Annotated in this window: 12 protein-coding genes; 8 read left to right on the forward strand and 4 right to left on the reverse strand. The window is 70.7% G+C overall.

Features of this window, described 5'->3' with window-relative positions:
• Positions 1 to 99: 99 nt before the first annotated feature.
• From HDA32_RS27250 to HDA32_RS27260, 3 genes are all read left to right on the forward strand, one after another.
• The gene (locus HDA32_RS27250; protein ID WP_179645871.1) at positions 100 to 948 is read left to right on the forward strand and encodes a helix-turn-helix domain-containing protein; all 849 of its coding nucleotides are present in this window, start codon (positions 100 to 102) and stop codon (positions 946 to 948) included.
• Positions 949 to 959: 11 nt separating this feature from the next.
• On the forward strand, positions 960 to 1,220 hold the full coding sequence (locus HDA32_RS27255; protein ID WP_179645872.1) for a DUF397 domain-containing protein: 261 nt from the start codon (positions 960 to 962) through the stop codon (positions 1,218 to 1,220).
• A gap of 63 nt (positions 1,221 to 1,283) precedes the next feature.
• Positions 1,284 to 1,583 (forward strand): NIPSNAP family protein, encoded by a 300-nt coding sequence (locus HDA32_RS27260; protein ID WP_179645873.1) that lies wholly within the window; start codon positions 1,284 to 1,286, stop codon positions 1,581 to 1,583.
• Here the strand turns inward: HDA32_RS27260 and HDA32_RS27265 are convergent.
• Positions 1,577 to 5,137, reverse strand: a complete 3,561-nt coding sequence (locus HDA32_RS27265) for a WD40 repeat domain-containing protein (protein ID WP_179645874.1) — start codon at positions 5,135 to 5,137, stop codon at positions 1,577 to 1,579. The genes HDA32_RS27260 and HDA32_RS27265 overlap by 7 nt on opposite strands.
• 319 nt (positions 5,138 to 5,456) lie before the next feature.
• Here HDA32_RS27265 and HDA32_RS31165 point away from each other — a divergent pair, with 319 nt between their 5' ends.
• Positions 5,457 to 5,552: a DUF397 domain-containing protein gene (locus HDA32_RS31165; RefSeq protein ID WP_246335295.1), complete on the forward strand. Its 96-nt coding sequence runs from the start codon at positions 5,457 to 5,459 to the stop codon at positions 5,550 to 5,552.
• Here HDA32_RS31165 and HDA32_RS27275 read toward each other — a convergent pair.
• Entirely contained in the window at positions 5,533 to 6,780 is a 1,248-nt protein-coding gene (locus HDA32_RS27275; RefSeq protein WP_179645875.1) for an amidase family protein, read from the reverse strand. The genes HDA32_RS31165 and HDA32_RS27275 overlap by 20 nt on opposite strands.
• A 1,306-nt stretch (positions 6,781 to 8,086) precedes the next feature.
• On the opposite strand from HDA32_RS27275, the gene HDA32_RS27280 reads away from it, so the two are divergent.
• A complete protein-coding gene (locus HDA32_RS27280; protein WP_179645876.1) occupies positions 8,087 to 8,419 on the forward strand; it encodes a DUF4333 domain-containing protein in 333 nt (110 codons plus the stop codon).
• Between the two features lie 26 nt (positions 8,420 to 8,445).
• Here the strand turns inward: HDA32_RS27280 and HDA32_RS27285 are convergent, their stop codons facing one another.
• A complete protein-coding gene (locus HDA32_RS27285; protein ID WP_179646993.1) occupies positions 8,446 to 9,723 on the reverse strand; it encodes an RNA polymerase sigma factor in 1,278 nt (425 codons plus the stop codon).
• A 178-nt stretch (positions 9,724 to 9,901) separates the two neighbouring features.
• Positions 9,902 to 10,321 (reverse strand): YciI family protein, encoded by a 420-nt coding sequence (locus HDA32_RS27290; RefSeq protein ID WP_179645877.1) that lies wholly within the window; start codon positions 10,319 to 10,321, stop codon positions 9,902 to 9,904.
• A 400-nt stretch (positions 10,322 to 10,721) separates the two neighbouring features.
• Between HDA32_RS27290 and HDA32_RS27295 the strand changes: the two genes are divergently transcribed.
• The 3 genes from HDA32_RS27295 to HDA32_RS27305 all read left to right on the forward strand — a co-directional run bounded on the left by HDA32_RS27295 (position 10,722) and on the right by HDA32_RS27305 (position 15,502).
• Entirely contained in the window at positions 10,722 to 13,817 is a 3,096-nt protein-coding gene (locus HDA32_RS27295) for a type I restriction endonuclease subunit R (protein WP_179645878.1), read from the forward strand.
• Positions 13,818 to 13,910: 93 nt separating this feature from the next.
• A complete protein-coding gene (locus HDA32_RS27300; RefSeq protein ID WP_179645879.1) occupies positions 13,911 to 14,933 on the forward strand; it encodes a serine/threonine-protein kinase in 1,023 nt (340 codons plus the stop codon).
• Positions 14,909 to 15,502, forward strand: a complete 594-nt coding sequence (locus HDA32_RS27305) for a hypothetical protein (RefSeq protein WP_179645880.1) — start codon at positions 14,909 to 14,911, stop codon at positions 15,500 to 15,502. Before HDA32_RS27300 ends, HDA32_RS27305 begins: the two co-directional genes overlap by 25 nt.
• The last annotated feature ends 116 nt before the right edge of the window (positions 15,503 to 15,618 follow it).

Raw genomic sequence — 15,618 nt, forward strand, 5'->3', positions numbered from 1 at the left:
TCCGAAGAAATCCTTGAAACAAGAGCAACATGTCCGCATTTACGAAGGCTGGTAGCTCAAGCAGCCGATCAGGCGGGCTTTCCGATCCCGGAGGACGGCATGACGACCGCACGACAGGGCACCATCGGAGGCCGTGGTCTGGGCTCGGATTTGCGATCTTTGCGCAACAGCAAGCGCCTCAGCCTGCGGCATGTCGCAACACAGTTGGAGTGGCAGCCATCCAAACTGTCGCGCATCGAGACCGGCAAGCAGGGCATCACGACCGAGGACGTGGCATCGCTGCTGGTCATCTACGGCGTCACCGGTGAAGAGCGTGACCGGTTGCTCGCGAAGACCGAGCGTGCCGACGAGCCCAACCTCTGGGAGCTCCAGGGGCCGCTGTCCGCCGAATCCCGCACGCTGATCCAGCTGGAGCCGCAGGCCACCGGCATCTTCAACTTCGAACCGCTGCTTGTTCCCGGTCTGTTGCAGACACCGGACTACACCCGTGCGCTGATGAAAGCGGGAGGCGTTTCAGAAGAGGATACGGAGGTCCGTGTAGCGGCGCGCATGAGCCGACAGGCGATCCTGAGCCGGGATAAACCTCCGGCCTTCGAGGTGATCATCGATGAGGGTGTGCTGCGCCGCGTCGTCGGAACCCCGAAGATGATGGCCCGACAGCTCCGACACCTCGCGGAAGCCACCGAGCGTTCCAACGTAACCCTGTTGGTGTTGCCGCTGTCCCTCGGTGCCCACACCGGCCTGGACGGCGCATTCGCCATGCTCGATTTCGCCAAGGACAAGCCTGTCGTCTATCTGGACCACAAGATTTCCGGCCTCTTCCTTGAGCAGCCGGAACAAGTCTCCTTCTTCCGCACCGAGGTCGATAGGCTGAAGTCGGTCGCGCGGAGTTCCCAAGAGTCGGTGGATACTGTTGCGGCCGCTGCAAAAGAACTCGACCATGACTGAGGACGGCGGAGATGACAGCGCCAGCAGTGAACCGCCTCGATTGGCGCAAGAGTTCCTACAGTGGCACCAACGCCAACTGCGTCGAGTGCGCGAGCGCCTCCTGGGCCAGGAGCTCTTACAGCGGTGCCACGAGTAGTAACTGCGTCGAGTGGGCCTCCCTCCCCTCCTCCGTCGCCCTGCGCGACTCCAAGAACCCCGAGGCCGGGCATCTCTCCCTCGCCGCGCCCGAGTGGTCGGCGTTCCTCACCGCCGTCAAGCGCGGCGAGCTCTAAGTTTCCGCCCCTCCGACCTCCTCCACCAGCCGCACTCCCAACCGCGCGAAGGAGCGTTCTCCCATGGCCGGTACCAGCCAGCACCGTGTCTACACCGCCAAGGAAGGCCTACTCGACGCATGGGTGGAGCGCTGGCGCGCGGAGGTCGTTCCACTGCGCCTGGAGTTCGGCTTCACCATCGACGGCGCGTGGGTGGACCGGGAGCGCAACCAGTTCGTCTGGACGTTGTCCTACGACGGCCCCGAAGGCTTCGAGGAGCGCAACCGACAGTACTGGGCGTCACCGAAGCGCGATGCGATGGGCCTCGACCCGAACGACTACCTGGTCTCCACCGAGAAGCGCGACGTCACCCGCGTCTACTGAGCCCCGTCCGGCACCGGCAGCATGTGCCCGTTGCGCTCCTCAGGTGTGAGCGCTCGGAACACGCGGGTGCGGGCGAACGCCTGCGTCCGCTCCCAATCCACGTCGGCGCGCCATATCCGCACTGTGCCGTCGAACGATCCCGAGACCACGCATTCGCCGTCGGGCGTCCACGCCACGCTCGTCACGCGGTCCCGGTGCACACCGACCACCGAGATCTCCTCACCGGTGGTCGCGTCCCAGACGCGGATGGTGCGGTCGTAGGAGGCGGTGGCGATGCGACTGCCGTCCGGAGACCAGGCCACCGAGGGGACGCGGTCCTCGTGTCCCTTCAGGACGTGCACCTGGCGGCCGTCGGCGACGTTCCATATCCGCGCCGTCCAGTCGGCCGACGAGGTGACGACGTGGCTCTCATCCGGAGCCCAGGCGATGGCGTCCACCCAATTGCCGTGTCCGTGCAGCACAGCGCGTTCCCGTCCGTTACCGAGCTCCCAGATGCGAGCCGTGCGGTCGTCGGAGGCCGATGCGATGAACCGGCCGCTGGGCGACCAGGCCAGTCCCACCACCCAGTCCTGATGCCCCGGAAGAGCCGCCAGCGGAGTGGCGTCCCCCGCATCCCAGATGCGGATCGTGCAATCCTGTCCGCCCGTGGCGACGCGGGCACCATCCGGACTCCACGAAACCGACTCCACGATCGCGCTGCCGTGGTCGATACGGGCGTACGGTTCTGACCCGTCGGTGCGCCACAGCAGTGCGGTGCGATCGGTGCCACCGGTCAGCAGCCGCCCACCGTCCGGGGACCAGGCCAGCGCCCGAACCGTCAACGCGTGCCCGTACAGCTCAACGGCGGAATCCGCATCCCTCGTCCCCCACACCCGAACCACGCCGTCGTCGGAAGCGGCCGCGACAGCGGCGTTCACAGACGAGCACGCCACTGCGCGCACGCAGTCGGTGCGCGCTGGAAAGGAGCTCTCCTCCACCCCGCGCGGTGCCAGATCCCACACCCGAGCGGTACCGTCCTCGGAACCGGTGGCCAGCTGTTCCCCGTCCGGGGACCACGCCACGGCCCACACCCCATCGGAGTGGCCGCGCAGCACCGCGGCCTCCTCCGCGTTCACCGGCGAGAACACGCGCGCAGTGCCATCGGCCGACGCCGAGGCGAGCATTCCGCCATCCGGGGACCACGCCACGTTCCACACGCGGTCCCGGTGTCCACGGATGAGAAGTTCCTGCCGTCCGTCCTCGGCGTCCCACACCCGGATCGTGTGGTCTCCCGACCCCGTGGCTATACGAGTGCCGTCCGGTGACCACGACACGCCTTCCACGAAATCCTGATGACCACGCAGGACGACATCGGGCCGAGCCTCATCGAGCTCCCAGACGATGACCGTCCGATCGTGCGACGCCGTCGCCAGACGCGAACCATCCGGCGACCAGGTGATACCGAGGACGTTGTCCCCATGGCCACGCAGCTCCACCGACAGACGCCCGGTGCCGGCCTCCCACAGGCGGACCACCCGGTCGCGCGAGGCACCGGCCACCCAGCGGCCGTCCGGACTCCAGGCCACGCCGCGGACCACGTCGGTCGCCTGGCTGAGGGCGAGGATGGATCGACCGGTTTCGGCGTCCCAGATCCGCACCGTGCGGTCCCGGGACGCCGTGGCGACGCGGGCCGAGTCAGGCGACCACGCCACCATCTCCACCATGCCCAGGTGCCCGGTGAGTTCGCGTAACGATGCTCCTGAGCGCGCATCCCAGATTCGGGTCGTGCCGTCCCGGGACGCCGTTGCGATGCGCGTTCCATCAGGTGACCAGGCAAGATTGCGAACGGTGTCGGCGTGGCCGGACAGCACGAACCTGCCGTGGCTGAACGTCAGCGCCGACATCAGCGCACGCTGCGCCATCGGCGTCGGAGCGCACTCGCTCAGCGCAGCCAGAGAGAGCAGGACCGCAAGCTCGGGGTACTTCTCAGCGTTGGCCAGCACGTACTCGCCGACCGACTGTGAGACTCGGCGCAGGAACACGAGGTCCCGACGCCGGGAGGCGTCGACGAACTCCACCAGCTCCGGCTGGTCCTGGCCGACCGCCCGCAGACCGTCCAGCCACTGCTGCGCCACGGTCAGCCGGTTTCCGGTCAGCAGGTAATCGGTGCTGCGGCCGGACTGTTTCCAGTCGGCCGCCCACCGCTCCAGCTCCGCGCGCTGACGCAACAGGGCCGCGTGCGTTTCCACCTCCTGCCGCAGCGGTGCCCACCGGCGGAACAGGGCCTCGTGGGTGACCTGCGCGGAAGGACCGCCGTCGCCGACATCGGAGACCAGGAGGCGGGCGTCGACGAACGCGTCGACGATCCTGCGCTCGCCCGGGTCCAGGCTGGTCACCGGCACTCTGCGCCGGGTGGCCTCGGTGCTGGTGATGGTGACGAAGAGAAGCAGCACCCGCATGATCTCGGCGGCGTCCTCCTCTTCGCGCAGCTCGGCCACCACCTGATCGGCGTGCCGGGCCAGTGCCCCCGGCACGCCACCGAGGGCGCGGTAGTCCGCATAGGTCGCGGTGCGTCCGGCCCCGATCCGGAGGTAGAGCTCTTGGAGCAGGTGGGCGAGCAGCGGTAGGGCGTCGCCGCTGCCGGTATCGGTGACGACCGTGTCCACCAGTCCCGGCTCGAACCGCATGTCCACGGCTTCCGCCGGGCGTTCGACGGCCTCGGTCAGTTCCGCCCTGCCGAGCGCACCGATCGCGACCGGCTGAGTGAACAACCGGGATTCCCCGCTGTCGAGGAGATCACCGAGGAACTCGACCCGCAGCGTCGCCAGCACCCGGAAGTGCCGATCGTGTCGGGCCGCTTCACCGAGGGCATGGAGGAAGAGCTCTCTATCGCGCTCACCGCTGAGGGTGACCAGCTCCTCCATCTGGTCGATGATGAGCAGAGTGCGGCCGAATCGTCGCCCGGACCGACGGCGCAGCCGTTCGAGGAGGGCCGGGAACTCGTTCGCGTTGCGGCGCAGTCGGCGGATGACCGGCTCCACCGGTTCGTCCGTAATGGCCGTGATGCTTTTGGCGAGCGCGCCGATCGGGTCCCCTCCGGGGATCACGACCGGTAGCACCAGCCAGCGTTGACCGCGCAACCGGGGCAGGACGCCGGCCTGGGCGAAGGAGGACTTGCCGCTGCCCGACGCACCGACGACGGTCATGAACCGGGTGGACGGATCGGAGGCCGAATCGTTGAGTCGGCGCACCACCTCTTCGGCCTGGGCGTCGCGGCCGAAGAAGACCGCGGCCTCGTCCTCGTCGAACGCCTCCAGACCCGGGTAGGGCGTGCGGCCGGGTTCCCAGTGCGTCGAGGGCTTCACCGGGTTCTCCAGCCGGTAGGAGACGAAATGCCCGATGACGAGCACCACCAGCAGGAGTACCAGCCCGGGCACCGCCACCTGCTCCAACACCCGCAGTGGAAGCGGGGCCGGTCCTTCTCCGGTGGCGTAGTCGGTGACGATCCCGAGCAGGCTGGTCGCCAGTACCAGGAGGAGCTGGAGCAGGAGGGCGATTCTCTGACGACGCCGCACAGACCCTCCGTATTCGGCTTGGGATGCATCATCGGTGCCGCCGCATCGACCGCTCGCCACGGCTGCACACCGAACGCGACGCTAACCCGCATCACGGTCGCGGGCCAGTCCTCGGCCCGAAACGGCCAGGAGTCGATCAAGCACACCGTTGGAAATTTTCATCGGCGGAGACCGGTGATCCCGCCGTCTTCCCTGGAAGCCACGGAGATCACTGATCGGCCGATGGAAGACCCGAAATAGACGCATCCAGGACCGAAAGACAACCGGAGCGATTGCGGCGACCGAGGATTCGAGGGCTCCTCTCCCCTCCTCCGTCGCCCTGCGCGACTCCAAGAACCCCGAGGCCGGGCACCTCTCCCTCGCCGCGCCCGAGTGGTCGGCGTTCCTCACCGCCGTCAAGCGCGGCGAGCTCTAGGCCGTTCCCATTCGTCGGCCCGCCCGTCGCAGGACGGCGGCGTCCCGAGCGGGGCGGGCAGAGCGGCCGCGGTCGCCGGGAGGACGGGGTCGCGGCCGTGGGCGGCGACGAGCTGCAGGCCCACCGGGAGGCCATCGTCGGCGAGGCCCGCAGGGACGCTCAGCGCCGGATGGCCGCTCACGTTGAACGCCCACGTCAGGGTGGTGTTCAGCAGCTCTCCCGGGCCGTCGTGGCCGTGCGGCGGATGGGGCACCGTCGGCGTCAGGATCAGGTCCACCCGCTCGAACACCCGGCCCAGCCTGCGGTCGTTCTCCGCCCGGACGGCCTCCGCCTCCGGGTCGGGCCCCGAGCGCAGCGCCGTCCACGCGCGCGCCGGATCGAGGAGTTCGACGTCCGGCTCCTCCCGCAGGTCCACGGCCCCCGCTGCGGCGAGCCGCTCGGCCGCGGAGCGGGCGACGGCGGCGACCCGCGGATCGGGGTCGGCGAACCCCAGCGTCGCCGACCAGACGGCGCTCAGGCGCGGCCGGATCGGCGCGTCCCGCAGGTCATCACGCCGAACCCACCGGGCCCGCAGCGTCCGCAGGTCCCGCAGGGTCCGCGAGTAGCGTCCCCCCGCATCGGGGAACAGCACGTCGAGGACGGCGGCCAGGTCGTCGGCGTCCGCGGTGATCGGGCCCAGCGCACCCAGCCCGTCACCGCGCGCGGTGGGCAGCAGCGCGTTCGTCGGTTTCATCCCCACCACGCCGCACCACGCCGCCGGGATGCGGACGGACCCGGCGCTGTCGCCGCCGGTGGCCAGCGGCACCATGCCCGCGGCGACGGCGGCGGCCGACCCCGCCGACGACCCGCCCGGCACCCGCTCGGCGCACCACGGGTTCGCGGTCGGCCCGCGGTCGGTGCATCCCCACGTCTGCCAGATCGTTCCCGGACCGGGCGCCGACGCCGACCCGACCGGCACGCACCCGGCCGCGACCAGCCTGCGGGCGATCTCCGATCCGGTGCCGCCCCAGGCCTTGACGGCGATCGGCACGCCCGCGAGCGGAAGGGCCGCGCCGCCGGACACCGCCTCATCGACCCGGCGCGCCGCGCGCGTCGCCTGCTCCGGCCACACCTCGCAGAACGCCCGCAGCCGGCCGTCCCGCTCGGCGATCCGGTCGAGCGCGGCCGCGGTGGTCTCCACAGCCGTCGTCTCACCCCGCGCCACCCGGCGCGCCACGTCCCGAAGCATCGCGTCCCGTCCCCGCCGTCCCGTCCCCGTGCCCGCTGCTCATCCTCCCCCAGGGCCTCTCCCCGCGCGCCGATCGGCGATCCGGCGAGTCCGGGCGGGTCCGGTGGATCCCACCCGCGGTTCCGGTTCGTCGGCGGCTCCGGCGCACCGCCCACCACCCTCCCCGGCTCGGCGGCGGCGCGGTGCAGGCAGGCAGGCAGGCAGGCAGCCGGTGCCACCACCACGTCCAGGCGTGCCGGGTGAGGTTGCCGCCGACCGTCATCGCGATGTCGGCGGCGACGTCCAGTTCCCGCTGCGGGCCGAGATCGGCAGGACGGTGACGCGGACGTTGCGGTCGCTGAACCTCGCGCTGGTGAGTTCCTGCGTTCCGGCCCGCTCCCGGTCACCGCGGCGGCGGACCCGCCGCCGCCCGCGGCGAGTTCGCGCTTGCGGACCACGCCCCCGCTGTCTGCGTCGGCCGGGTCGTCGGGGCCGAGGGCGACCGGTGTCCCCGTGTCCGCGGGCAGGCTTCCCTCCAGGGCCTCCCGCAGGTCGGCGACGCCGTCCCGCGTAGCGGCGTAGTCGTTCATCGGCGGATTCCGCCTGACCGAGATCTCCAGCGGGCCGCCGATCGGGCCGCCGGTCACGCCGCCCTCCGCGGTGCAGCGGGTCGACTCCGCGAGTCCCTCGCCGCTCTCTTCCCTGTCCGACTGCTCGAAGCCGCCGCCTCCGACCCCGGGGACATCCGCGAGTCCGCTCTCCGGGAACAGCTCCGCGCAGTCGGGCAGGCTCGCGAACGGCCTCGAGCCGTAGACAGCCAGGCGGCGACCAGCAGCGGAACGGCGCCCGCCGCCGACCATGCCGCGCGCGGCCTCCCGCGCCGGGGCCGGGCGGGGGCAGGGGCGGGTGAGCGTTCCGGCATCGGAGGATTCCAAGGCCAGATCGTTGACGGGGGAAGGCGGGGATCGCCTCCAGGCCTTGGCCGGGCCCGTGGCGACCTGGGAGAGCTGCTGTCAGCGCGACCCCGCAGACTCCGACCAAGGAAGCAACGGACCCACAACCGCCTCGACGAATATCGCGCAACACCTAACCGAACGGCATTGAGGCCAGGGGCCACCAGATGGTGGACCTCCGCCCGCCCGGGCCGTCACCCCGAGTGCGGGTGCACCGCATCGCCCGCCCTCCCCGCTCCTCCCCGCTCTCCTCCCGGGTGACCGCGGGTGGTCTCACCGCACCACGGAACCCGCGCGACGCCCCCGGCCGTCCAACCTGCCGGTACCGGCAACAGCCGTCCGGACGGAACCGGGCGGGAGAGGGGACATCGAACATGAACGCGGGGATTCGGCGAGGGGCCGCCATCGGGCTGGGGGCACTGGCGCTGATGTCGGCGGGGGCCTGCAGCTTCAACTTCAGCGTCGGCGGATCGAGCGTGGACGGGCAGACCGTGGCCGACGAGTCCGCCGCGATGCTCGAAGAGCAGGTCGGGCAGGCGCCGGACAACGTGACCTGCCCCGAGGACCTGCCGGCCGAGGTCGGCGCCGAGATCCGCTGCGAGCTCACCGCCGACGGCGCGACCTACGGGATGACGGTCACCACGACCACCGTCGAAGGCAGCGACGTCAACTTCGACATCCAGGTCGACGAGCAGCCCAGCGGGTGAGCCGGGGTCGGCGCCCACGGCGGCGGCTACGGCGACGCCGTCGCGCGTCCGCAGGCGGCGGCGCGGTCGAGGAGCAGCGCGCGTTCGCGCTCGTTGCGGGTTAGCGACGCGGCGCGCTCGAACTCCTCCCGAGCCTCGTCGAAGCGGTCGAGCTTGGCGAGGAGGTCGCCGCGCACGCTCGGCAGCAGGTGGTAGTCCTTGAGCGACGGCTCCGCGGCCAGCTCGTCGGCGAGTTCCAGGCCCACGGCCGGGCCGAACGCCATCGCGAGCGCGGCCGCGCGGTTCAGCTCCACGACGGGGGAGGGCGTGCGCCGGGCCAGCGCGGCGTAGAGCGCGGCGATGCGCGCCCAGTCCGTCTCCTCCGGGGTGCGCGCCCGCGCGTGGCAGGCGGCGATCGCGGCCTGCAGCGCGTAGGGGCCGGGCCGGCCGGTGAGCTCCTCGGCGCGGTCGAGGGCCGCAAGGCCGCGGCGGATGAGGAGTCGGTCCCAGCGGGCGCGGTCCTGGTCGAGCAGTAGGACGGGCTCGCCGGACGGGCCGGTCCGCGCGCGCGTGCGCGACGCCTGGATCTCCATCAGCCCGACGAGGCCGTGCACCTCCGCTTCCTTGGGCATGAGCCCGGCCAGGACGCGGCCGAGGCGCAGCGCCTCCTCGCAGAGCGCGGGCCGCATCCAGTCGTCGCCCGCCGTCGCGGCGTAGCCCTCGTTGAACACGAGGTAGACGACCTCCAGCACCGACGACAGGCGGTCGGCGAGCTCGGCCCTCGGCGGCACCTCGAAGGGGACCTCGGCCTTGGCGAGGGTGCGTTTGGCCCGGACGATCCGCTGGGCGACGGTCGGCTCCGCGGCGAGGAACGCCCGCGCGATCTCGCCGGTGGTCAGGCCGCCGAGCAGGCGCAGCGTGAGCGCGACCCGCGCCTCGGTGGACAGAACCGGGTGGCAGGCCGTGAAGACGAGCCGCAGCAGATCGTCCTCGATGGCGTCGTCGTCGAGGACCGCGTCGAAGCCCGGCGCGCCGTCCTGCCGACTCTCGACGTCGCGGCCGATCTCCTCGAGCTTGTGTTCAAGGCGCTTGTTCCGGCGCAGCAGGTCGACCGCGCGGTGCTTGGCCGTGGCCATGAGCCAGGCGCCGGGGTTGTCCGGGACACCCGTCTCCGGCCACCGTTCGAGCGCGGCGACCAGCGCGTCCTGTGCGAGCTCCTCGGCGAGGCCGACGTCGTGCACGATCCGGGCGAGACCGGCGATGAGCCTCGCCGACTCGATCCTCCAGACCGCGTCGATCGTGCGGTGGGTGTCGGAACCCGTCACAACGACCAATCACAGCACCTCCGACCTCGCCCCGCAAGGGAGGCCGGAGGTGCCGTGGTCGTGGTGTCTCCGCGGCCGTGGGCGGCCGCGGCGGTGCCGTCGGGGCTCCGATCCGTCTGGACGCCGCGGTGCCCGGACACCGCGGCACCGGACCGTCAGAGCGCCGGGGCGCCGGACGTCAGGACTCCGCGATCCGGTCGCGCAGGCGCTGTTCGCGGGCGATCTGCTCCTCGGTCGCGTTCTCGAAGTCCGTGTCCTCGAACACCTTGCGGATCTCCAGCACGGACTCCTCACCGGTGGGGTTGGGGCAGCGCTTGGCCCACTCGATCGCCTCGTCCATCGACTTCACGTCGATCATCCAGAAGCCGGCGATCAGTTCCTTGGTCTCGGCGAAGGGGCCGTCGACCACGGTCCGGCCGTCCCCGGAGAAGTTGACGCGCGCACCGTTCGAGCTCGGGTGGAGCCCTTCGCCGGCGAGCAGGACACCGGCGTTGACCAGCTCCTCGTTGTACCGGCCCATCTCCTCGATGAGCTCCTGGGACGGGGGGACGCCCGCCTCGCTGTCGTCGTCGGCCTTGACCAGAATCATGAACCGCATCGTCGTGTCTCCTTCTGTTCCATCTGCCCGATCAGGTCGATCGGCCGGCCCGGCGGCCGGTCCGGCGGACGGTCCGGCGGACGGTTCCGACCGGCCGACCCCTGCCTTCACCAACGCGTCGAACGGGAGACGCCGGGATCGACACGTCACCCGAAAAATCTTCGGGGAATCCGGATTCTTTCCCGGCGAGTGGTGGCGACTCCCTGCTTTCCCAGGTCATTGGCTCATTTTTCCTATAGGGCCGAGACCGGAACCCGATGCGCGTCCGCACCGCCTCGCGGCGCTCCCCACCGGCCGGTCCTCGTATGCCCTGATACGTCGCATTCGCCGCGCGGGGATCGCCTCCCGTCGGCATACTGGACGTGACCCCCGGCACCATGAGCCACCGGGAGCCGCCCATATGAGCTCGACCGTCCCCGCGTACTTCGAATCCCGGTTCGAGAACGCGATCGTCGCGGACCTCGCAAGGGTGGGGGGCTGGCGGGTCGTCGAGCAGGACGGCGGCTACGACGTCGAGCGCGCCGTGGACACCGCCCGGCTCTTCGAGTTCCTCGGCAAGCCCTCCCAGCGCAAGCGGATGGACCGGCTCAGGGCCGCCTACGGCGGGGAGGCCGACCTCCAGCGCGGCGTCCTGAAGCGGATCACCGACCAGCTCGACAAGCGCGGCGTCCTGGACGTCCTGCGCAACGGCGTCAAGGACCAGGGAGTCGACCTCGAACTCGCCCACTTCAAGCCCGAAGGCGCCGAGGCGACCGACGCCCTGGCCCACTACCGGGAGAACATCCTCAGCGTCACCCCGCAACTCCGCTACTCCGCGCACAACGGCAACTCCCTCGACCTGGCGTTCTTCGTCAACGGCCTCCCCGTGGCCACCGCCGAGTTGAAGAACCCGCCCACCGGGCAGACCGTCGCGCACGCGATGCGGCAGTACCGCGAGGACCGGGACCCGAGGGAGAAGCTGTTCACCAAGCGGGCGCTCGTGCACTTCGCCGTCGACACCGACGAGGTGCACATGACCACCCGGCTCGCCCGCCGGAAGACCGTGTTCCTCCCGTTCAACCAGGGCTCCAACGGCCCCAGCAAGGTCGGCGGCAAGGGCAACCGCAAGAACGTCGAGAAGAGCGAGGGCAGCTACCCCACCGCCTACCTGTGGCGCGAGGTGCTGGAGCGGGACGCCTTCATGGAGATCCTGCAGCGCTTCCTTTCGGAGGAGGAGAACGGCGGGACGACGCTGATCTTCCCCCGCTTCCACCAGTGGCACGCCGTGCGCGAGATCACGAAGCACGCGGCGCGGCACGGCAGCGGCGAGAACTACCTGGCCCAGCACTCGGCCGGCTCCGGCAAGTCCAACACCATCGCCTGGCTCGCACTGCGCCTGGTCGACCTGCACACGCTTTCGGACCGGAAGAAGCTGGAAGGGCGGGCGCGCGGGATCGGGCCCGACGTCCCCGTGTTCGACAAGATCCTCGTCGTCACCGACCGGACCGTCCTCAACGACCAGCTCAGCGCGACCGTCAAGAACTTCGTCCGGACCAGGGGCGCGTTCAAGGCCGTCACCGGTGACGACGGCGGCAAGTCCGCCGGTCTACTCGATGCCCTGCAGGACTCCACCACCCGGATCGTCACGGTCACCCTGCAGACGTTCCCCTACGCGCTGAAGCTGATGAAGGAGCTCCCGGGACTGCGCTGCGCCATCATCGCCGACGAGGCGCACTCCTCCCAGAGCGGCACGACCTCGAAGAAGGTCCGAGCCGCGCTCAGCGACAGCGGCGAGGACGACGCCGACACGGCCGCCGAGGACGACGGCGTCCCCGAAGCCGCCGACCCGCTCGCCGAACGCGCCTACCCGAACCTGTCGTTCTTCGCCTTCACCGCCACCCCCAAGAAGAAGACGCTCAACCTGTTCGGGGTCAAGCGCGACGACGGCACGATGGGGCCCTTCCACCTCTACTCGATGCACCAGGCCGTCGACGAGGGCTTCATCCTGGACGTCCTCAGCCGCTACATCACCTACGACCGCAGCTTCCAGCTGGTCAACAAGGCCGTCCAGGACACCACCGGCCCCGAGGACCCCGAGGTCGACGTGAAGAAGGCCAAGGCAGCCCTGATGCGGATGGTCGACGTCAGCGACGTGCGCATCCGGGAACTCGCCGACCTCATCGTGCGGCACTTCCACCGCTACATCGCGCCGCAGATGGGCGGACGCTCCAAGGCCATGGTCGTCACCGGCAGCCGCAGACACGCGGTGCTGCTGCACCGGGCCATCGAGAAACGCCGCAAGGAGCTCCGCTGGGAGGACTGCCGCGCGCTCGTCGCGTTCTCCGGGGAACTGAGACTCGACGGGCAGCAGCTGACCGAAAGCAGGGTCAACGGCTTCAGCGAGCAGAGGCTCCCCGCGGCGTTCGGCTACACCCGGGCCGATGACCCGCACGGCACCGGCGGCGCGAAGGACGAGTACCGCGTCCTCGTCGTGGCCGACAAATACCAGACCGGCTTCGACCAGCCACTGCTCACCACGATGTACGTGGACAAGAAGCTCGGCGGCGTCCAGGCGGTGCAGACGCTGTCCCGGCTGAACCGCACGCACCCGCACAAGAGCCAGAACGACCTGTTCATCCTCGACTTCCGCAACACAGCCGACGAGATCGCCGCCGCCTTCCAGGACTACTACTCCACCACGCTGGCCGACGAGGTCGATCCGAACCTCCTCTACGAGAGGCACAGCGAACTCCTGGCCTCCGACGTGCTCGACCGCGACGAGATCGCGGAGTTCGACCGGCTCTGCCTCCCGGGGGAGGACACCCCCGCCCACGCCGACATGGTCCGGTTGACCGGACCGGCCCTGGAGCGGTTCGGGGAGCTGATCGGGCACGACGGCACGGCCGCCGAGAAGTTCCGCGGCAGACTCGACGGCTACCAGCGCGGCTACGGTTTCCTGCAGCTCATCGCCAAGTGGGTGAGCGAGGACGCGGACCTACGCGGCCTGTACCGCTTCGGCGGGATCCTGCTGGGTCGGCTGCCGCGCCGGGCCGAGGAGCGGGGAATCGACCTGTCCCGGACCGAGGTCGCCGAGTACCGCCCCGTCAAGTCGAGCGAGCAGCGCATCAGGCTCTCCGCCGAAGAGCCCGGGACCCTCGGCGGCTTCACGGTCGACGAGCGCGGGCCCGGTGGCGAGCGCACCCCGGAGACGGGCCGGCTGTCCGATGTCATCGCCGAGATCAACGACATGTACGGACTCGGCCTGCGCCAAGAGCACATCGACGGACCGATCGTCGACGTGGCGGAGCAGACGCCCCGGTTGAAGAAGGCCGCGGCCAAGGCATCGCCGGAGGACTTCAAGCGGCTCTTCATCGCACCGTTCCGCAAGCGGTTCCTGGCCAGGGTCCAGGCCGATCCCGAGGACGCCGAACTCTTCCGCGCCTACAACAACAGACGGGACCTGCGTGACCTCATCGACTCCGAAGCCGCGCGCCGCGCGCAGAAGGACTGGGGGTAGCCGCGCGGGTTCCTCCGCGCCCGCGGCGGGGAACCGCGGGGAGAGGAGAGGACCTCACCGCGGGACACGGACCGGCAACGAAAGAGGACGGACGTGAGCGCAGAGCGCGTCGTCATCGCCGATCGCTACGAACTGACCGCGTTCGTCGGCCGCGGCGGGATGGGCGAGGTGTGGGAGGCCTACGACCGCGGCCTCGACCGCAAGGTCGCGGTGAAACTGCTGCGCAGGGACACCCTGCCGGAAACCGACCGGGGCGACGACGTCGGAGAGAGACGGTTCCACCGGGAGACGCGGGCGACCGCCAGGGTCGAATATCCCGGTGTCCCCGCCGTGTACGACACCGGCGTGCACGAGGACACCCTGTTCCTGGTGATGCAGTTCATCGAAGGCCACCTGCTCAGCGATGTGATCGCCGAAGAGGCCCCCATGCCCGTCCCGTGGGTCGCCTCGATCACGGCCCAACTCGCCTCGATCCTCGCCGCGGCGCACGATCGGTCCCTGGTCCACCGCGACCTGAAGCCCGGCAACATCATCCTCGGTCCGGACGGATCACTGAAGCTCCTGGATTTCGGGATCGCCGCCGTCCTCGACCCCGGGACCACCCGACTCACCATGGGCGTGGTACCGGGAACGCCCCACTACATGGCCCCCGAGCAGTTGGAGGACAAGCCGGCGACCCCGCGCAGTGACCTGTACTCGCTCGGCTGCCTGATGTACGAGCTCCTGACCGAGCGCCCGCCCTCACCGGGCGCACGGTCGCGTCCATCACGCACCAGCAGGTCAACTCCATTCCCGAACCGGTGGGAGCGCTGCGCGACGGTGTTCCGGCGGAACTCGAGCGCCTCGTCGGCGACCTCCTCGCCAAACGGCCGGACGACCGTCCCGACGACGCCCACTCCGTGTACCGGCGGCTGGAACCGCTCCTTCCCGGGACGGGCGACGAGCCGACCAGGCCGCTCCACGACCCGACGCGGCCGTACCTCCGGCCGATGGCCCCGATGCCCAAACGGGCCGTCCGCGCACGTGTCGGCGGCGCCGCTACGGCGCCCGCCCGGCAGGCGCCGAGCGCTCCCGCGGCCGATCCGGCGGCGTTGCTCGCCGAGGCCGAGCGGCTGAGGAGGGCCGAACGCTACACCCAGGCCGCGGAAGTCCTGACCAAGGCGATCGACGGCGCCGACCTGCCGGAACGCGAACGGCTCCGCCTGCTGTGGCAGCGTGCGGGGCTGGCCGTGAGCGCACGGGACCACCGCGACGCCCTGCGGCAGTACGAGGAGCTGCTCCCCCAGGCGGTCGAGTACTTCGGCTCCGGTTCCGAACCCGTCGTCGACTGCAGGCGCCAGATCGCCGACTGCCTGGCACTACTCGGTGAAATGACCGCCGCGGCCGACGCTCTCCGCGATCTCTACACCGACCGCTACGCGGCCGAGCCGCGCGGCCGGGAGGCCCTGGAGATCGGCCGGCGCATCGGCGCGATCCTGGAACAGGCGCGCGATCACCGAGCGGCCGAGGCCTGGCTGCGGGAGATCGCCGATCACGCGGTCGCCGGACGGGGGCCGGACGACGCCCTCTCCCGAGCGGTCGTCACCGACTGGATGCGCGTCCGCGACGCGATCGACGGCGTCCAGGGGGAGCGCCGACCTTCCGCGTCCGATTCCTCGGGACGGAGAACGTCCCTTCCCGGCTGATGCGGCGCCGGACGTGATCGCCCGCAGCGCTCGGCCGGCCCGGGGCCTGTCCACCGGGCCCCATGGTCGGAAAAGACCCCGGACGCCGCTCGGGGAGGGGGAGCGGCGGCCGGGGC

Origin of the sequence: Spinactinospora alkalitolerans (genome assembly GCF_013408795.1) — a bacterium.
Taxonomy (GTDB): Bacteria; Actinomycetota; Actinomycetes; order Streptosporangiales; family Streptosporangiaceae; genus Spinactinospora; species Spinactinospora alkalitolerans.